The 17,517-nt window shown below is 70.4% G+C and carries 16 protein-coding genes; 11 read left to right on the top strand and 5 right to left on the bottom strand.

Annotation, left to right across the window (positions count from 1 at the left end; all coding sequences use genetic code 11):
• Positions 1-9: 9 nt before the first annotated feature.
• The 4 genes from OHA19_RS23000 (at position 10) to OHA19_RS22985 (ending at position 3,476) form a co-directional block, all read left to right on the top strand.
• Complete coding sequence (locus OHA19_RS23000; RefSeq protein ID WP_405713789.1) at positions 10-834, top strand: DUF6597 domain-containing transcriptional factor; 825 nt, start codon at positions 10-12, stop codon at positions 832-834.
• 36 nt (positions 835-870) lie between these two features.
• Positions 871-1,464 (top strand): GNAT family N-acetyltransferase, encoded by a 594-nt coding sequence (locus OHA19_RS22995; RefSeq protein ID WP_405713791.1) that lies wholly within the window; start codon positions 871-873, stop codon positions 1,462-1,464.
• A 200-nt stretch (positions 1,465-1,664) separates the two neighbouring features.
• Entirely contained in the window at positions 1,665-2,519 is an 855-nt protein-coding gene (locus tag OHA19_RS22990; RefSeq protein ID WP_405713792.1) for an NAD(P)H-binding protein, read from the top strand.
• Positions 2,520-2,732: 213 nt separating this feature from the next.
• The gene (locus OHA19_RS22985) at positions 2,733-3,476 is read left to right on the top strand and encodes a Mut7-C RNAse domain-containing protein (protein ID WP_405713794.1); all 744 of its coding nucleotides are present in this window, start codon (positions 2,733-2,735) and stop codon (positions 3,474-3,476) included.
• An 88-nt stretch (positions 3,477-3,564) separates the two neighbouring features.
• Here OHA19_RS22985 and OHA19_RS22980 read toward each other — a convergent pair whose 3' ends face one another.
• The gene (locus tag OHA19_RS22980; RefSeq protein WP_405713796.1) at positions 3,565-4,050 is read right to left on the bottom strand and encodes a MarR family winged helix-turn-helix transcriptional regulator; all 486 of its coding nucleotides are present in this window, start codon (positions 4,048-4,050) and stop codon (positions 3,565-3,567) included.
• A 151-nt stretch (positions 4,051-4,201) separates the two neighbouring features.
• A complete protein-coding gene (locus tag OHA19_RS22975) occupies positions 4,202-4,774 on the bottom strand; it encodes a TetR family transcriptional regulator (protein WP_405751385.1) in 573 nt (190 codons plus the stop codon).
• A 153-nt stretch (positions 4,775-4,927) separates the two neighbouring features.
• On the opposite strand from OHA19_RS22975, the gene OHA19_RS22970 reads away from it, so the two are divergent.
• Complete coding sequence (locus OHA19_RS22970) at positions 4,928-6,385, top strand: FAD-dependent monooxygenase (protein ID WP_405751383.1); 1,458 nt, start codon at positions 4,928-4,930, stop codon at positions 6,383-6,385.
• A 128-nt stretch (positions 6,386-6,513) separates the two neighbouring features.
• On the opposite strand, the gene OHA19_RS22965 is transcribed toward OHA19_RS22970, so the two are convergent.
• Positions 6,514-7,029 (bottom strand): hypothetical protein, encoded by a 516-nt coding sequence (locus tag OHA19_RS22965; RefSeq protein ID WP_405713802.1) that lies wholly within the window; start codon positions 7,027-7,029, stop codon positions 6,514-6,516.
• 85 nt (positions 7,030-7,114) lie between these two features.
• Here OHA19_RS22965 and OHA19_RS22960 point away from each other — a divergent pair, with 85 nt between their 5' ends.
• Together OHA19_RS22960 and OHA19_RS22955 are read left to right on the top strand one after the other, a co-directional pair.
• Positions 7,115-7,450 (top strand): YnfA family protein, encoded by a 336-nt coding sequence (locus tag OHA19_RS22960; protein WP_405713804.1) that lies wholly within the window; start codon positions 7,115-7,117, stop codon positions 7,448-7,450.
• A 156-nt stretch (positions 7,451-7,606) separates the two neighbouring features.
• The gene (locus OHA19_RS22955; RefSeq protein WP_405713806.1) at positions 7,607-8,365 is read left to right on the top strand and encodes an SDR family NAD(P)-dependent oxidoreductase; all 759 of its coding nucleotides are present in this window, start codon (positions 7,607-7,609) and stop codon (positions 8,363-8,365) included.
• Positions 8,366-8,593: 228 nt separating this feature from the next.
• On the opposite strand, the gene OHA19_RS22950 is transcribed toward OHA19_RS22955, so the two are convergent.
• Positions 8,594-9,787, bottom strand: a complete 1,194-nt coding sequence (locus tag OHA19_RS22950; protein ID WP_405751380.1) for an RtcB family protein — start codon at positions 9,785-9,787, stop codon at positions 8,594-8,596.
• Between the two features lie 170 nt (positions 9,788-9,957).
• Here OHA19_RS22950 and OHA19_RS22945 point away from each other — a divergent pair, with 170 nt between their 5' ends.
• From OHA19_RS22945 to OHA19_RS22935, 3 genes are all read left to right on the top strand, one after another.
• Complete coding sequence (locus OHA19_RS22945) at positions 9,958-10,869, top strand: DUF3558 domain-containing protein (protein ID WP_405751377.1); 912 nt, start codon at positions 9,958-9,960, stop codon at positions 10,867-10,869.
• A gap of 176 nt (positions 10,870-11,045) precedes the next feature.
• Positions 11,046-11,903 (top strand): DUF3558 family protein, encoded by an 858-nt coding sequence (locus OHA19_RS22940; RefSeq protein ID WP_405713811.1) that lies wholly within the window; start codon positions 11,046-11,048, stop codon positions 11,901-11,903.
• Between the two features lie 227 nt (positions 11,904-12,130).
• Positions 12,131-13,570, top strand: coding sequence for a DUF2637 domain-containing protein (locus OHA19_RS22935; RefSeq protein WP_405713813.1), 1,440 nt, complete (start codon positions 12,131-12,133; stop codon positions 13,568-13,570).
• 146 nt (positions 13,571-13,716) lie between these two features.
• Here the strand turns inward: OHA19_RS22935 and lysS are convergent, their stop codons facing one another.
• Positions 13,717-15,483 (bottom strand): lysine--tRNA ligase, encoded by a 1,767-nt coding sequence (lysS, locus tag OHA19_RS22930; protein WP_405713815.1) that lies wholly within the window; start codon positions 15,481-15,483, stop codon positions 13,717-13,719.
• A gap of 239 nt (positions 15,484-15,722) precedes the next feature.
• Here lysS and argS point away from each other — a divergent pair, with 239 nt between their 5' ends.
• Positions 15,723-17,504 (top strand): arginine--tRNA ligase, encoded by a 1,782-nt coding sequence (argS, locus tag OHA19_RS22925; RefSeq protein WP_405713817.1) that lies wholly within the window; start codon positions 15,723-15,725, stop codon positions 17,502-17,504.
• Positions 17,505-17,517 lie beyond the last annotated feature (13 nt).

The following is a 17,517-nucleotide window of genomic DNA, read 5'->3' as shown; positions in this document are numbered from 1 at the left end:
ATCGCCGCCATGGCCGGTCCTCGACGCGACACCCGGGGCATCGTCGACGCCCCCGAACTCTTCGCCCAGGTGCGTTTCCGCCGCCGTGAACCCGCCGCCGGACTGCGGCCGTACGTCGACCACTACTGGCTCATCGACTGGGACCTGTCCCAGCCGTACGCCTCCCATGTGGTGCCGCACCCGTCCGTGAACCTGGTCTTCCAGCGGTTCGAGCAGGACGACGGCACGGCCCGGCCCGGCCCCGCCGGGTTCGTGGAGGTCTCGGGCATCGGGCTGGAGCTCTTCACGCAGAAACTGGAGCGCCGGGGCCGGGTCTGCGGGGTGAAGTTCCGGCCCGGCGGCTTCCGGCCGTTCGTACCGGACCGGCCGGTCGCGGAATGGACGGGGCGGCGGCTCCCCGCCGACGAGGTGTTCACCCCGCCCGCCCCGCCGTCCGACATCCTCGGCCCGGCGGACGAGGACGCGCGGGTGGCGGCGCTCGACCGGTACCTGCTGGCGCTCGGCCCGGAACCCGATCCGCAGGCCGAACGCGCGATCGCCCTGGCCGACCTGGTGCGCACGGACCGCACGGTGCGCCGCGTCGACGAACTCGCCCGCGCGGCGGGGCTGTCGCCGCGCTCGCTGCAGCGGCTCTTCGCCGCGTACGTCGGCGTCGGCCCCAAATGGGTCATCCTCCGCTACCGCATCCACGAGGCGCTGGAGCGGGCCGAGTCAGACCCGCAGGTGGACTGGGCGGCACTCGCGGCGGAGCTCGGTTACAGCGACCAGGCCCATCTGATCAGGGACTTCACCGCCACGGTCGGCGTGCCACCGACGGCGTTCGCGCCGCACTGACCGCCGGTTGTCAGTGCGGCGCCCTACAGTTCCGGCATGGAACGCACCGCTTCATCGTCCGTACGGGTCGAGGCCTGGTCGGATGGAGACCTGGAGCTGCTCCGCCGCGCCAACGCACCGGAGTTGATGGACCACTTGGGCGGACCCGAGACGGAGGAGCAGCTCATAGCGCGTCACGAGCGCTACATGGAGCTGAGCGCGGACCGCACGGGCCGGGGCAGGATGTTCCGCATCTCCCTGACGGACGGTGCCGGTGCTGATTCCGGTGCCGGTGCCGGCGCTGATTCCGGTGCCGGTGCCGGCGCTGATTCCGGTGCCGGTGCCGTGGGCACGATCGGCTTCTGGGAGCGGAGCTGGCAGGGCCAGGAGGTGTACGAGACCGGGTGGGCCGTCCTCCCCGGGTTCCAGGGCCTGGGCATCGCCACGGTCGCGACGACGGCAGTGGTCGAGCAGGCCCGCGCCGAGCGCAAGCACCGTTTCCTGCACGCCTATCCGTCCGTGGGGAACGGCGCGTCGAACGCGGTGTGCCGCAAGGCGGGCTTCACCCTGGTCGGCGAGTGCGACTTCGAGTACCCGCCCGGCCATGCGCTGCTGACCAACGACTGGCGACTCGACCTCGAAAGCGTTTGACGGCCGGGTCCTGCCCCTGGATATTTATCTGCGTCACGCAGCTTATGCATGTCGCAGCCATATCTGCCATGCCTGCAGATGGGCATGCCCGCAGGTCCGCGGGCATGCGGGTCCGCGAGCCCGCATGCCCGCAGACCGCCGTATCCGCAGATCCGCCGAATCCGCAGATCCGCCATATCCATAGAGGGGACTCCTCCGCCATGCTCACTCTCGTCACCGGGTGCCGGGGCCGTATCGGCTCCACGCTCGTCTCGCTGCTGCACCGCGACGGCCACGCCGTCCGTGCGGCCTCGCGCACCCCCGAGGACCTCGCCGCCATGGCCACCGCACTGCCCGCCGGTGTGCCCGTCGTGGCCTGCGATCTCGGCGATCCGGCCACCTTCGGGGCCGCTCTCGACGGCGTCGATTCCGTCTTCCTCTACGCCGAACCGTCCGGTATCGACGCCTTCCTGTCGGCGGCCGAGACAGCCGGAGTCGGCCACATCGTGCTGCTCTCCTCCAGTTCGGTCCTGGCCCCGGACGTCCAGGGCAACCCGATCGCCGCCTCCCACCACGCGGTGGAGCAGGCCCTGATCGCCTCGCCCCTCACCACGACACTGCTGCGCCCGGGGACCTTCGCCAGCAATGCGTACCAGTGGGCGCAGTCGGTACGGGCCCACGGCTCCGTCGACCTCCCCTACCCCAACAGCCACAGCAGCCCCATCGATTCAGCGGACATCGCCGAGGCCGCACTCGCCGTGCTCACCGACCCTCGCCTCCAGGGCGGGGCGTACCACCTGACCGGCCCCGAATCGCTGACCGCCGCCGAGCGGGTCGGCCTGCTGGCGGCGGCATCCGGCCGCCCCATCGCCATCAACACCGTGACCGGAGCGGCTTGGAAGGAGTCCGTGGCCGCCTTCCTGCCCGAGCCGTTCGCCGACGCGCTGCTCGCGTACTCGGCCGCTTCGGACGGCGTCCCGGACGAGGTGACCGGCGACGTCGAGAAGCTGACCGGGCACCCGGCCCGCACCTTCGCCGCCTGGGCCGAGGAGAACGCCGCCGCCTTCCGCCCCTGAGCGCGCGACGCACCCGGCGCGACCGGGCCCGGCACGTCCAGCGCACCGGTTACGCGTCCGGGCCCGGCACGTCCGGGCACACCGGATACGCGTCCGCCCCTTGCACGTCCGGCCCCCGGCGCGGCACGTCCGGCGCGCCGGTTACGCGTCCGGCTCGCCCGTACTGCCGAAACCCCCTGGCTGGCGCACCCCGGCCGATGACATCCTGGCGAGGTGAACGGACCGGAGATCCACCTCGAAGTCGCCCCCGAGCTGCGGCTTTTCGTCGCGCATGAACGCCGCAAGGGGAGCACGGCCGTGACCACGGACGGCTCCTCCACCCTCGGCCATGTCGTGGAATCGCTCGGTATCCCGCTCACCGAGGCCGGACAGATCCTGGTCGACGGCCGGTCCGTACCGGTCTCGCACATCCCGGGGGCCGGTGAACTGGTCGAGGTGCGTGCCGTGGAACGCCCCCAGCGGGTGCCGGGCGCGCCCCTGCGGTTCCTGCTCGATGTCCACCTCGGCACGCTCGCCCGGCGGCTGCGGCTGCTGGGCGTCGACGCGGCGTACGAGAGCGAGGACATCGGCGATCCCGCGCTGGCCGCCCGGTCGGCACAGGAGCGGCGCGTACTGCTCTCACGGGACCGCGGGCTGCTGCACCGGCGGGAGATCTGGGCCGGGGCGTACGTCTACAGCGACCGCCCGGAGGACCAACTCCGCGATGTGCTGGAGCGGTTCGCCCCGCACCTCTCGCCGTGGACCAGGTGCACCGCCTGCAACGGCTCGCTGAAGGCAGCCGACAAGGACACGGTCAGCGACCAGCTGGAACACGGCACCCGGCACTCGTACGACGTCTTCGCGCAGTGCACGGTGTGCGACCGCGTCTACTGGCGGGGCGCTCACCACTCACATCTGGAAGCGATCGTCACCAAGGCCCTTCAGGAATTCGCGCCCACGTCGGCGGACGGCGCGTAGACCGGGCATCGGGCCGTTTCCGGCCCCCGTCGAGCCCGCTGCCGACCGTCACACGCCGCCGCCGGCCGTCGCGCGCCACTGTCGGCCGTCACGCGCCGCCGGCCTCCCGCAACGCCTCGATCTGTACTGCGCTCAGCTCGACCGTCCGCCGCATGTGAGTGATGAGCAGGGCCACTTCGTCGTCGTCGTACGCCTCGAACATCGCCGTCCAAGCCCCGTTCAGCCGCTCCCACACCGCACCGATCTCCGACATCCGCTCCGGGACGGTCGCGACGAGCACCCGTCGGCGGTCGACGGTGTCCCGCTCGCGCTTCACGTACCCGCCCCGCTCCAGCCGGTCGACCAGCCGGGTCGCCGACCCCGTGGTCAGCCCGGTCAGCTCCGCGATGCGGCCCGTGGTGACCGGTCCCGCCTCCAGGCCGAGCAGGTTGAGGCACTGGAGATCGGTCGGGTGGAGCCGCAGATGGTCCGCGACGGCCTGGTTGAAGAGCGCGTAGGCGGCCATGTAGCGGCGTGACTCGACGGTCAGCTCGGCCATCAGCGCACCGCGGCCGAGCTGGGACTTCTGCGACATGCAGAGAGTGTACGGAGCGGACAACGCCTGCCCGCCCGCTCGGACCAGCCCTGATCGGGCCGGCCCCCCGCTCAGACCGGCCCCCGCTCAGGACGCCCACGCCCGGGCCGGACCCGCCCAGACCGGCCCCGTTCAGGGCGCCCCGGTCGGGCTACGGCTTCTCGGCGGTCAAGTAGCGCTGGACGGTGGGTGCGAGCCAGGCGGTCACTTCCTCGCGCGACATCTCGACGGCGGGCCCGAACCGCAGCACATAGCGCGCGAGCGCCATCCCCAGTATCTGCGAGGCGACGAGCACCGCACGGTGGGCCGCTTCGGCCGGGACGGGACAGACCCCGGTCGTGACCGCGCCGATCTGCTCGGCGAAGATCGTCCTCATCCGTTCCGCGCCCGCTTCGTTGGTGACGCTGACCCTGAGCATGCCCGTGAGGACGTCGTCGCCCTCCCAGCGGTCCAGGAAATGCCCGACGAGCACGGCGCCCACGTGCTTGCCCGGCAACGCTCCCAGCTCGGGTATCCGCAGGTCGATCGCGGAAGCGGCGACGAACAGCCCCTCCTTGTTGCCGTAGTAGCGCATGACCATCGACGGGTCGATGTTCGCGTCACGGGCGATGGCGCGGATGGTGGCGCGCTCGTACCCGTCGGCGGCGAACCGCTCGCGTGCGGCATCGAGGATCGCGGCCTTGGTCGCATCGGAACGGCGGGGCACGGCAACGGGCTCTGTCATGCCAACAAATGTAGGCCAACAGACGTTGACATGCCAGTCGCGCCGGGGTTACCGTTGCCAACGAGCGTTGACCAACACCTGTTGACCAACACTCGTTGACCAACTTTTGTCGGCACCAAGGTGACAGCTGATGAACGGGCCCAGGAGGCAGCCATGACCACCACCCCGAGCACCGCACCCGAGACCGTCGACGTACTCATCGCGGGCGCGGGCCCCACCGGCCTGCTACTGGCAGGGGATCTCGCCGCCCTGGGCGTCTCCGTCACGCTCGTGGAGCGCCGCCCGCGCAGGACCAGCAACATGACGCGCGCCTTCGCCGTGCACGCCCGCACGCTCGAACTGCTCGACAGCCGCGGCCTGGCCGACGAGCTGATCAAGACGGGCACACCCCTCGACTCCCTGCGCTTCTTCGGGAAGCTCTCGCTCGACCTCTCCCGGCTGCACACCCGCTTCCCGTTCGTGCTGATCACCCCGCAGTACGAGGTGGAGCGGCTGCTGGAGCGCCGTGCCCGCACCGCCGGCGTCCGCTTCCGGCACGACACGGAGCTGACCGCGCTCCACCAGAGCCCCGCATCGGAGTCCGTCACCGCCGAGCTGCGCGAGCCGGACGGCAGCCGGACCACCCTCGCCGCCCGCTACCTCGTCGGCACCGACGGGATGCGCAGCTCCGTGCGCCAGGCGCTCGGGCTTCCCTTCCCCGGCAAATCCGTGATCCGGTCGATCGTCCTCGCAGACGTCCGGCTCACCGAGAAGCCCTCCGACACCCTGACGGTCAGCGGCGGCGGAGACGCCTTCGCCTTCATCGCCCCCTTCGGCGACGACTGGTACCGCGTGATGGGGTGGGACCGCACGCGCCAGGCCGCCGACAGCGACCCCGTAGACCTCGACGAGCTGCGCGAGATCTGCCGCGTCGCCCTCGGCTCCGACTTCGGCATGCACGACGCCCGCTGGATCTCCCGCTTCCACAGCGACGAACGCCAGGTGCCCTCCTACCGGACCGGCCGGGTCTTCCTCGCCGGGGACGCCGCCCACGTCCACTCCCCCGCGGGCGGCCAGGGGATGAACACCGGCCTCCAGGACGCCGCCAACCTCTCCTGGAAGCTCGCCGCCGTGCTGCGGGGGCAGACCGCCGACCCGGAGGCGCTCCTCGACAGCTATCACGCCGAACGGCACCCGGTGGGCGCGAGCGTGCTCCGCAGCAGCGGCGCGCTCGTCCGCCTCGCCATGGCCCGCACCCCGCTCCAGCGGACGGTCAGGACCATAACGGCCAAGGCACTGGCCACCATCCGGCCCGCCTCCGACAAGGCCATCGGCATGGTCTCCGGCATCGCCATCTCCTACCACGCCCCACGTGGCGCGCATCCCCTGACCGCGAAGCGCGCCCCCGACCTGAGCCTGCGCGAGGGCCGCCTGCACCAGCTGCTGCGCGACGGCGCGTTCGTCCTGGTCACCCCTGCCTGCGCCGCCACTCCGGCATCACCGGCCCCGCTGGTGCACGCCCACTGGCAGGGCGACCGCACCACCACCCTGCTCGTCCGGCCCGACGGCTACATCGCCTGGGCGAGCGACCACGCCGACCCGGCGGCCCTGCAGGCCGCACTCGCCCGATGAGCACGCCGGCCACCGGGCTGGCCCCGACAAGCACGGAGCCCGCTTCACCAATCCGATTGAGCACAGCGTCCACCCCCACCAGTCCCGATGAGCACAGCGCCCACCCCACCGGCCCCACCGGCCGGGGGTCAGAACACGTACTCGTCCCCGGTGGCCGGGGCGAGCACCTCGTGGTCGTTGTTCCTAGGGTTCCGGTCGGTCGCTCCGCCGTTCCACTGCGTGTCGACCCGCACGACAACCTCGTCCGGCCGTGCCGCAAGCCGCAGTTCGAGTGCGAGCCGCCGCTCCTGCGCCCCGTCGGCTCGCAGGCCGCCCGTCCGGCACAGCACGGTCCGCCGGTCGGCCTGCAGACAGCTCTGCGGAAGCTCCTGCCGTCCGGCGAGCGCCACCGATGTCCGCACACGCACGGTCACACCCGACAGGCTCGACGGGCCGTGGTTCTCGGTCCGCACCCGGACCTTGAGCCCCGCACCCCACAGCAGGACATGCCCGTGGTGCGACACATCGGCCTCGGGCGCGATGGCCACGAAGGACCCATGGAGATCGGAGGGCGCGGCGACCGCGACCCCCGCCCCCAGCACCACACTCCCGGCCAGCATCCCCGTCGCCGAGACGACTCGTGCAGCTCTATGCCTCACTACCATGTCCCGAAGATACAGATCGCCCTGAATCATCCTTATTTACCGACCGGTTCGGCGAGCCTTTCCCTTCACATGACACGCTGGCCCCATGTCGATCGCCCGATCCGTTGCTCTGTTCGTCGTCGCCGCGCTTTTCGAGATCGGGGGCGCCTGGCTGGTCTGGCAGGGAGTACGCGAGCACCGGGGCTGGATCTGGATCGGGGCGGGCGTCATCGCGCTGGGTGCCTACGGCTTCGTCGCCACGCTCCAGCCGGACGGCGAGTTCGGCCGCATCCTCGCGGCGTACGGCGGGGTCTTCGTCGCCGGCTCGATCGCCTGGGGCATGGTCGCCGACGGCTACCGCCCCGACCGCTGGGACGCGACCGGCGCGCTGATCTGCCTGGCCGGCATGGCGGTCATCATGTACGCCCCCCGCAGCCACTGACCCCACACCACACCCGGCTCCACCCCACATCACCCACCCCACCCCGCACCGCCCGGCGCCACCTCACGCCGCCCCACCACACCCCGCACCGCCCGGCGCCACCTCGCACCTGCCTATCCTGACCCCCGTACCGATCAGCTGTCCGAGGAGTCCGCCATGGCCGCCACCCCGATCGCCGTCATCACCGGAGCGAGCAGCGGCATCGGTGCCGCGACCGCCCGACAGCTCGCCGCCGCCGGCTACCGCGTCGTGGTGACCGCCCGCCGCAAGGACCGCATCGAGGCGCTCGCCGCCGAGATCAACGAGGCGGGCCACCAGGCCACGGCTTACGCGCTGGACGTCACCGACCGCGATGCGGTGGACGAGTTCGCCACGGCGTTCCGCTCCCTCGCCGTGCTCGTCAACAACGCGGGAGGCGCGCTCGGGGCCGACCCCGTCGCCAGCGGTGACCCCGCCGACTGGCGCCAGATGTACGAGACCAACGTCATCGGCACGCTCAACGTCACCCAGGCCCTGCTCCCCGCCCTCACCGCGAGCGGCGACGGCACGGTGGTGATCCTCTCCTCCACCGCGGGCCTCTCCACGTACGAGGGCGGCGGCGGTTACGTGGCCGCCAAGCACGGCGAGCACGTCCTGGCCGAGACCCTCCGCCTGGAGATCGTCGGCACCCCGGTCCGCGTCATCGAGGTCGCCCCCGGCATGGTCAAGACCGAGGAGTTCGCCACCACGCGCTTCCGCGGCGACACCGAGAAGGCCGCCAAGGTGTACGCGGGCGTCGACGCCCCCCTCACCGCCGACGACGTGGCCGACACCATCTCCTGGGCCGTCACCCGGCCCAGCCACGTCAACATCGACCTCCTGGTAGTCCGCCCCCGCGCCCAGGCATCCAACTCCAAGGTCCACCGCACCGCCTGACCGGCGAGGGCTCGGCCGGACACCGCCCGACCGACGAGGGCCCGACCGAACAGAGCCCGACCAGACAAGGCCCGACCGGACAAGGCCGCACCCCACAGGGCCCGACCGAACAGGTCCTGACCGGACAGGACCGCCCCCCACAGAGGCAGGCAGAAGCCGAACAGGAAGGGTCCCGGGACACCACCCGCGTCCCGGGACCCTTCGTCCTCCGTGTGCGAAGACCTGAATTCAGCCCTTCACACACACGATCTGCTTGAGCTTGGCGACGACCTCCACCAGGTCCCGCTGCTGCTCGATGACCTTCTCGATCGGCTTGTACGCGCCCGGAATCTCGTCCACGACACCGGAGTCCTTACGGCACTCCACGCCCAGTGTCTGATCCTCCAGGTCGCGCGTCGAGAAGCGCCGCTTCGCGGCGTTCCGGCTCATCTTCCGACCCGCGCCGTGCGAGGCCGAGTTGAACGACTTCTCGTTCCCGAGCCCCTTCACGATGTACGAACCGGTGCCCATCGAACCCGGGATGATCCCGAAGTCCCCGGAACCCGCACGGATCGCGCCCTTCCGCGTGACCAGCAGGTCCATCCCCTCGTACCGCTCCTCCGCCACGTAGTTGTGGTGGCAGGAGATGACCGGCTCGAAGGTCACCTTGGCCTTCTTGAACTCCTTGCGGACCACGTTCTGGAAGAGCGCCATCATGATGGCCCGGTTGTGCTTCGCGTACTCCTGCGCCCAGAACAGGTCGTTCCGGTACGCCGCCATCTCCGGGGTGTCGGCGATGAAGACCGCCAGGTCCCGGTCGATCAGGTCCTGGTTGTGCGGCAGCTTCTGCGCCTGCCCGATGTGGAAGTCGGCCAGTTCCTTGCCGATGTTCCGCGATCCGGAGTGCAGCATCAGCCAGACCGAACCCGCCTCGTCGAGGCAGAACTCGATGAAGTGGTTGCCCGATCCGAGCGTCCCCATCTGCTTCGTGGCACGTTCCTGACGGAACTTGACCGCATCGGCCACTCCATCGAACCGCCCCCAGAAGTCGTCCCAGCCCGGCGCCCGGAAGCCGTACAGCCGGTCGGGCTCCACGGCCTCGTCATGCATGCCCCGGCCCACCGGAATGGCCTGCTCGATCCTCGACCGCAGCCCGGACAGGTCGCCCGGCAGGTCATTGGCCGTCAGGGACGTCTTCACCGCGGACATTCCACAGCCGATGTCCACACCGACCGCCGCCGGACAGACCGCACCGTGCATCGCGATCACCGAACCGACCGTCGCGCCCTTGCCGAAATGGACGTCCGGCATGACGGCGAGACCCTTGATCCAGGGCAGCGTGGACACATTGCGCAGCTGCTGCATCGCGACGTCCTCGACCGAGGCCGGGTCGGCCCACATACGGATGGGAACCTTCGCCCCCGGCACCTCTACATACGACATAGTTCCTCGATTCCCCCGAAAAGTCTGAAAGCGCAAAACCGGTGCCAAGGTCGGCAAAAGAGTCGGTCGACCGGCATTCACAGCGGCGCGTGCGATACACATTGTGTCCACCGGTCGCCATCGGGCGGCAACCGTTTTTCGCACGAAGGGAGCTCAGGACCGTGCGACGAATGGCCTACGTAACCGGCACCGCGCTACTGGCAGCGCTCGTCGTCGGCTGCAGCGCCGACACCGGAACTGGTGGTTCCGCAGCCGACAGCAAGCCCGGCGAGGAAACCGTCGCCGCCGCGGCGCCCGGCAAGTACCGCACTCTTCCCGAGCCTTGCCGCGCCGTCGAGTCGTCGACGCTGAAGGACCTGCTCCCGGGTGCCGCCGAACTCACCGAGGAACAACAGAGAAAGGTGTTCGAGGGCACCGCCTCCGTCACCTACGACACCGACCGCCGGGTCGGCTGTCACTGGAAGTCCGAGGACTCTTCCTCCTCGCACAGCCTGTTCATCGACTTCGAGCGCGTCGTGTCCTACGACCCCACGGTGAGCGACGACGACCGCGCCCGCGAGGTGTACACGAAGAAGGAGACCGCCGCCGGCCTGTCCTCCCCCTCCGCGACCCCCGCCGCCACGAAGAGCACTGAGAACACGGAGGACAACGAGGGCAAGGGCGGGAAGAAGCAGACACCTCCGGCCACTTCCGGCGAGACCTCCGGCGACGACTCCGACCCCACCTCGCACGCCCTGACCGGCCCCACCTCCGAGGACAAGAACACCGGCGACGAGCACACCGACGCGGCGACCGGCGGAACTGACGGAGCCGACGAAGGCTCCGGTGCTTCGGGCGAGAGCCTTCAGCCACGCGTCCTCGAAGACCTCGGTGACAGTGCATTTCTGGACGATCTGCTCACCCGGGCAGGTTCCACCGCACAGCACCGCACGGTGAAGGTGGTATTCCGCACATCGAACGTCATCGTGACCGTCGAGTACACCGAGCAGCCGACCGTCTCCACCGTGGTCCCCGACAGCAAGGAACTGCAGGAGAAGGCCCAGGCACTGGCCCGGAAGCTGGTCGAGGAGTTCAGCGAATGACGCCGTCCCGGGCGCCCCTGGCCCACGTCGCCCGCGACCACCGGGCCTCCGGCCGAGGCGGCATCCGGTCGCGGTCCGTCGTACCGTGGCCCTCCGGAAAACCCTCCGGAACACCGGCCGACCCCCCGCCCGACCATCTGGCAGCCCGCCCGCCGCGCCACCCGAGTGAAGGAACCATGCACCGTTCAGCCCCGCGACTCTCCCGCATACTCGCCTGCGCCGCCGTCCCGGTGATGCTCGTCGTCGCCGGCTGCTCGTCGGACTCCGGCGACAAGAAGGAATCGGACTCGTCCGCGTCGTCCACGGCGCCGAGCGCGAGCAAGAAGGCGGAACCGACCGTCGAGCCCGCGAAGTTCGCGACGCTGCCCGACCCCTGCAAGTCGATCACCAAGAAGACGGTCACTTCCCTGGTTCCGTCGGCGAAGTCGAAGAACGGCACGGCCACCAAGTCCAGCGACATCACTTCCCGCGCGGGCTGCTCCTGGAACGGTCTCGACGACAACGGCGTGAAGGGCTCCCAGTACCGCTGGCTCGATGTCGGCTTCACCCGCTTCGAATCGGACCCGGCCCTGGGCAGCGGCGCCAAGCGCGCGCAGCAGGACTTCGCGAAGCAGGTCTCCAAGGCGAAGGCGACCGAGGGCGCCAAGAAGGTCACCGAAGCACCGGCTGACGGCATCGGGGACCAGGCCACCACGGTCGCCTACGACCTCAGCAAGACCAGCGAGGACTTCAAGTACGCGACGGTCGTGACCCGTACGGAGAACGTCGTCATCACCCTCACCTACAACGGTGCGGGTTACGCGGGCGCGAAGACCCCCTCCGCCGGCGACATCCTGAAGGGCGCCGAGAAGGCGGCCAAGGAAGCGGTGGCCGCGGTCGCCGCCGGCACGGACTCCGGCTCCACCGCGCCGAGCGGCAAGACCACGGACAAGGCGGACGACCCCGACTCCTCGGACAGCAAGACCGGCGACAAGAAGAAGTCGACGGACCGGAAGACCTCCGCCCGCAAGTCCTCCGTCAAGAAGACGAACTAGGGTCTTTCGTTTGGATCATGCCGGGCTCGCGTGCCCCGGCCCGGCGGACCGGCCGGCGACGCCCGGCCCGGAAGCGGCTTCACGAAGCCCGGTGCTCCCCCGAGCACCGGGCTTCGCCCCTCCCCGCGCAACGCCCCGCGCCCTCGTGTGCCAGGCTGTGCCCGCCAGAAGTCACAGCACGACGCCGGAACATGACGTCGGACACGGGAAACGGGGAGGGAACGCGGGTGGCCGCGATGCAGCTGACACGCACCCACCGGATACTCATCGGTCTCGTGGTCGCCGGAGCGGTGCTCATCGCCGCGATCGGGTTCGCGGGTTCGTACGCGGCGGTGCGCGAGCTCGCCCTCCAGAAGGGCTTCGGGGACTTCTCACTGGTCTTCCCGATCGGCATCGACGCGGGCATCTGTGTCCTGCTCGCCCTGGACCTGCTGCTGACCTGGCTGCGCATCCCGTTCCCGCTGCTGCGCCAGACCGCCTGGCTTCTGACCGCCGCGACGATCGCCTTCAACGGCGCCGCGGCCTGGCCCGACCCGCTCGGCGTCGGCATGCACGCCGTCATCCCGGTGCTGTTCGTGGTCTCCGTCGAGGCCGCCCGCCACGCGGTGGGCCGGATCGCCGACATCACGGCCGACAAGCACATGGAGGGCGTCCGCCTCACCCGCTGGCTGCTCTCCCCCGTCCCCACGTTCAAACTGTGGCGCCGCATGAAGCTCTGGGAGCTCCGCAGTTACGAGCAGGTCATCAAGCTCGAACAGGACCGGCTGATCTACCAGGCCCGCCTCCAGGCCCGCTTCGGACGCAACTGGCGCCGCAAAGCCCCCGTCGAGTCCCTGATGCCGCTGCGCCTGGCGAAGTACGGCGTCCCGCTGGCCGAGACCGCCCCGGCCGGCCTCGCCGCCGCGGGCATCGAACCCGCCCTGCTCCCCCCGGCCCCCGCCCCGGCCCAGGTCGAACCGGGCGAGCTCCAGCCCGAGCTGCCGTACGCCCCCGAGCAGCAGTACGCCCAGCAGCACGAGCAGGGCCGGGAGCAGCACGAGCACCACCAGCAGGGGCAGCAACACCTGCAACACGGGCCGCAGCGCCCGCAGTACCAGCAACACGACCACCCCGCCGGCCCCGGGGCCGCCGAGGAGTGGCCCCAGGAAGGGCCCGGCTCGCACGAGAGCCCCTGGTTCGCGGCGGCCCACGTCCCGGACGACGCGTACGAGGGCGCCTACGACCCGGCGTACGTGGAGGGCCTGGAGCCCGCCCCGGTGATGGTCCCGTCGGGCCCCGGCGGCCGCACCCGCCCCCTGGGCAACGTGGGCACGATCGGTGCCGTCCCCGGCCCCCGCACCGAGGAGCACCAGCAGGAACAGCTCCAGGAACAGCTCCAGCTCCAGGAACCGCAGGCCCCGGAACAGGCCCGGGAACAGCCGCAGGAGCCCGAGCCGGACCCCGCCGAGTGGGCGCAGGAGGACGCGGAGTTCGCCTCGATCGCGTACGAGGTGTTCGCCGCGTTCGTGAACCAGCACAACGACTACCCGAGCGTCGACGCCCTGGACATACACGTCACGGACGGCCACAACGTCAGGCACCCGCGCAGCGCGGCGCTGATCCGACGCCTGATGCCGGAGTTCAAGAACCGCTACCACGCCGAACTCGAAGCGGACCACATCGCCTGAGAGCCTCCCCGCCCTGCCGCACCCTGCCCCGCCCGGCAGCGGCAACGACGGAGGGCCGCCACCCGATTCACGGGTGACGGCCCTCCGTCCGTACAGAACAACCGGACCGCACAGAACAACCGGACCGGCCGCAACGGCCAATACCGCTACGCGCCCAGCAGCCTGCGCACCCGCTCGGCGCCCACGGCCAGCAGTAGCGTGGGCAGCCGCGGCCCGGTGTCCCGGCTGACCAGCAGCCGGTACAGCAGCGCGAAGAACGACCGCTGCGCGACCTTCAGCTCGGGCGTCGGCTTGGCGTCCGGCTCCAGGCCCGCCAGGATCTTCGGCACGCCGTAGACGAGCGTGGTGAGCCCGTCCAGCGACCAGTGCGAGTCCAGCCCCTCCACGAGCAGCCGCAGCGACTCGCGGCCCTGGTCGTCCAGCGAGCCGAGCAGCTCCTTGTCCGGCTCGTCGCGCACGATCGTGCGGGCCTCGGCCGGTACCTGGCTGGTGATCCAGTTCTCGGCGCGGTCCAGACGCGGCCGCGCCTCGTCCAGCGAGGTCAGCGGGTTCTCCGGGTCCAGCTCGCTCAGGATGCGCAGCGTCTGCTCGTCGTGCCCGGCCGTGATGTCGACGACCGACGCGAGCGTCCGGTACGGCAGCGGGCGCGGCGTGCTCGGCAGCTCACCGGCGGCCGTGCCGATGGCCCGCGCGTACGCGGCTGCGTCGGCCGGCAGCACCGAGCCGTCGGCGACCTTGCGCGCCAGCGAGTCCCACTCGTCGTAGAGCCGCTGGATCTCCTGGTCGAAGGCGATCTTGAAGGACTGGTTGGGCTTGCGGCGCGCGTACAGCCAGCGCAGCAGCGGCGCCTCCATGATCTTCAGCGCGTCGGCCGGGGTCGGCACGCCACCCTTGCTGGAGGACATCTTCGCCATGCCGGAGATGCCGACGAAGGCGTACATCGGGCCGATCGGCTGCACACCGTCGAAGATCTCGCGGACGATCTGGCCGCCGACGACGAACGAGGAGCCCGGCGAGGAGTGGTCCACCCCGCTCGGCTCGAAGATCACGCCCTCGTACGCCCAGCGCATCGGCCAGTCGACCTTCCAGACCAGCTTGCCGCGGTTGAACTCGCTCAGGCGCACCGTCTCGGCGAAGCCGCAGGCCGTGCAGGTGTAGTTGAGCTCGGTGCTGTCGTCGTCGTACGACGTGACGGCCGTGAGGTCCTTCTCGCAGTTGCCGCAGTAGGGCTTGTACGGGAAGTAGCCGGCCGAACCGCCGCTGCCGTCGTCCTCGCTCGCCGCGCCGGAGCCCGCCTCGGCCTCCAGCTCAGCCTCGTCGACCTTCTTCTGCTGCTGCGGCTTCTTGCCGCCCTTGGCGCCCGCGGCCGCCGGGTCCTTCTTCGTCCGGTACCGGTCGAGGACGGCGTCGATGTCGGCGCGGTGCCTCATCGCGTGCAGGATCTGCTCGCGGTAGGCGCCCGCCGTGTACTGCTCGGTCTGGCTGATGCCGTCGTACTCGACACCCAGGTCGTCCAGCGCGGCCGTCATGGCGGCCTTGAAGTGCTCGGCCCAGTTCGGGTACGCGGAACCGGCCGGGGCGGGCACCGAGGTCAGCGGCTTGCCGATGTGCTCGGCCCAGGACTCGTCGATCCCCGGGACGCCGTTCGGGACCTTGCGGTACCGGTCGTAGTCGTCCCACGAGATCAGGTGCCGGACGGTGTACCCGCGGCGGCGGATCTCGTCGGCGACCAGGTGCGGGGTCATGACCTCGCGGAGGTTGCCCAGGTGGATCGGGCCCGACGGGGAGAGGCCGGACGCGACGACGACCGGTTTGCCAGGCGCACGACGCTCCGATTCGGCGATGACATCGTCCGCGAAGCGGGAGACCCAGTCGGCCTCGGTGCTGCTCTGACTCTGAGCCACGGTCTGCACGTCCTTCTCTCTTGTAGGACTCGTAGGAACACCCTGTGGGACTCATCAGGACTCATAGGGGCTCCGCCCATTCTCCCAGGTCCGCCGTCGGCGCGAAAACGGCTTACGGCCCGCGCTCGAAAACGGCTCGTGGCCCACGCGCGGGAACGGCTTGCGGCCCACGCTAAGAAAACGGCTTTACCTCCCGTGGAATACTGGGCGTGATCCCTTGTACTCCTACGGAAACGGCAGCCCGTCCCATGCCTGAGCACGGCTCGGTCAATTCCCTCGCTTCCACGCTCCAGCAGCAGCTGGCGGACGCCCTGACGGCAGCTCTGCCGGATGCCGGCACCGCGGACCCGCTGCTGCGACGAAGCGACCGGGCCGACTTCCAGGCCAACGGCATCCTGGCCCTCGCCAAGAAGCTCAAGGGCAACCCGCGCGAGCTCGCCTCAAAGGTCACGGCCGCGATCCCGGCGGGCGGTCTGATCAAGGAGATCGAGGTCTCCGGCCCCGGCTTCCTCAACGTGACGCTCGCCGACCGGGCGATCATCGAGACCCTCGCCGCGCGCGCCGCGGACGACGAGGGCCGGCTCGGTGTGCCGTACAACAGCGCCGCGGGCACGACCGTCATCGACTACGCGCAGCCGAACGTGGCCAAGGAGATGCACGTCGGCCACCTGCGTTCCGCCGTGATCGGTGACGCGATGGTGCAGATCCTGGAGTTCACGGGCGAGTCCGTGATCCGCAGGCACCACATCGGCGACTGGGGCACCCAGTTCGGCATGCTCATCCAGTACCTGATCGAGCACCCGGGCGAGCTCACCCACGAGAGCGCCGGCGGCGAGGCGGCGGGCGAGGCCGCCATGTCCTCGCTGAACCGGCTCTACAAGGCGTCCCGCGCGCTCTTCGACTCCGACGAGGAGTTCAAGGCCCGCTCCCGGGACCGCGTCGTGGCGCTCCAGGCCGGCGACGAGGAGACGCTCGCCATGTGGCAGCGCTTCGTCGACGAGTCGAAGATCTACTTCTACTCGGTCTTCAACAAGCTCGACATGGAGATCCGGGACGCCGACATCGTCGGTGAGTCCGGCTACAACGACATGCTCGAGGAGACCTGCCGCATCCTGGAGGAGTCGGGCGTCGCCGTCCGCTCCGAGGGCGCGCTCTGCGTGTTCTTCGACGACGTGAAGGGCCCGGACGGCAACCCGGCACCCCTGATCGTCAAGAAGTCCAACGGCGGTTACGGCTACGCGGCGACCGACCTCTCCGCGATCCGCGACCGGGTGCAGAACCTCAAGGCGAACACCCTGCTGTACGTCGTGGACGCCCGGCAGGCCCTGCACTTCAAGATGGTCTTCGAGACCGCCCGCCGGGCCGGCTGGCTGAACGAGGACGTCAAGGCCGTGCACCTCCCCTTCGGCACGGTGCTCGGCAAGGACGGCAAGCCGTTCAAGACCCGTGAGGGCGAGACGATCCGGCTGGCCGACCTCCTGGACGAGGCGATCGACCGGGCGTCCGCCGTCGTGCGCGAGAAGGCCAAGGACCTCACCGAGGACGAGATCACCGAGCGCGCCACGGAGGTCGGCATCGGCGCGGTGAAGTACGCGGACCTGTCGACGTCGGCGGCCCGCGACTACAAGTTCGACCTGGACCAGATGGTCTCGCTGACCGGCGACACCAGCGTCTACATCCAGTACGCGCACGTCCGGTCCCGTTCCATCAAGCGCAACGCGGGCGAGCTGAAGTCCCAGCCCCACCCGGAGCTGGAGCTGACCCCGGCCGAGCGCGCGCTGGCCCTGCACCTGGACCAGTTCGCCGAGGTCGTGGCCGAGGTCGCCGCCGCGTACGAGCCGCACAAGCTGGCCTCGTACCTCTACCAGCTGTCGTCGCTCTTCACGACGTTCTACGACCTGTGCCCGGTGCTCAAGCCCGAGGTGCCGGGCGATGTGGCCGAGAACCGCCTCTTCCTCTCGGACCTCACCGCCCGCACCCTGCACCAGGGCATGGAGCTGCTCGGCATCCGGACCCCCGAGCGCCTCTGACCAGGACGCCTCT

The sequence above is a fragment of the Streptomyces sp. NBC_00012 genome (assembly GCF_045040875.1).
Lineage (GTDB): Bacteria > Actinomycetota > Actinomycetes > Streptomycetales > Streptomycetaceae > Streptomyces.
Note: the sequence above shows the minus strand (reverse complement) of the source record. Positions and strands in the feature narration are given on the sequence as shown.

Bases quoted from the DNA above. Each gene is read 5' to 3' on its own strand.
- OHA19_RS23000 (WP_405713789.1), top strand. From the start codon at position 10: ATGGCCGGTCCTCGACGCGACACCCGGGGCATCGTCGACGCCCCCGAA.
- OHA19_RS22995 (WP_405713791.1), top strand. From the start codon at position 871: ATGGAACGCACCGCTTCATCGTCCGTACGGGTCGAGGCCTGGTCGGAT.
- OHA19_RS22990 (WP_405713792.1), top strand. From the start codon at position 1,665: ATGCTCACTCTCGTCACCGGGTGCCGGGGCCGTATCGGCTCCACGCTC.
- OHA19_RS22980 (WP_405713796.1), bottom strand. From the start codon at position 4,050: ATGTCGCAGAAGTCCCAGCTCGGCCGCGGTGCGCTGATGGCCGAGCTG.
- OHA19_RS22975 (WP_405751385.1), bottom strand. From the start codon at position 4,774: ATGACAGAGCCCGTTGCCGTGCCCCGCCGTTCCGATGCGACCAAGGCC.
- OHA19_RS22970 (WP_405751383.1), top strand. From the start codon at position 4,928: ATGACCACCACCCCGAGCACCGCACCCGAGACCGTCGACGTACTCATC.
- OHA19_RS22965 (WP_405713802.1), bottom strand. From the start codon at position 7,029: ATGGTAGTGAGGCATAGAGCTGCACGAGTCGTCTCGGCGACGGGGATG.
- OHA19_RS22960 (WP_405713804.1), top strand. From the start codon at position 7,115: ATGTCGATCGCCCGATCCGTTGCTCTGTTCGTCGTCGCCGCGCTTTTC.
- OHA19_RS22955 (WP_405713806.1), top strand. From the start codon at position 7,607: ATGGCCGCCACCCCGATCGCCGTCATCACCGGAGCGAGCAGCGGCATC.
- OHA19_RS22950 (WP_405751380.1), bottom strand. From the start codon at position 9,787: ATGTCGTATGTAGAGGTGCCGGGGGCGAAGGTTCCCATCCGTATGTGG.
- OHA19_RS22945 (WP_405751377.1), top strand. From the start codon at position 9,958: ATGGCCTACGTAACCGGCACCGCGCTACTGGCAGCGCTCGTCGTCGGC.
- OHA19_RS22940 (WP_405713811.1), top strand. From the start codon at position 11,046: ATGCACCGTTCAGCCCCGCGACTCTCCCGCATACTCGCCTGCGCCGCC.
- argS (WP_405713817.1), top strand. From the start codon at position 15,723: ATGCCTGAGCACGGCTCGGTCAATTCCCTCGCTTCCACGCTCCAGCAG.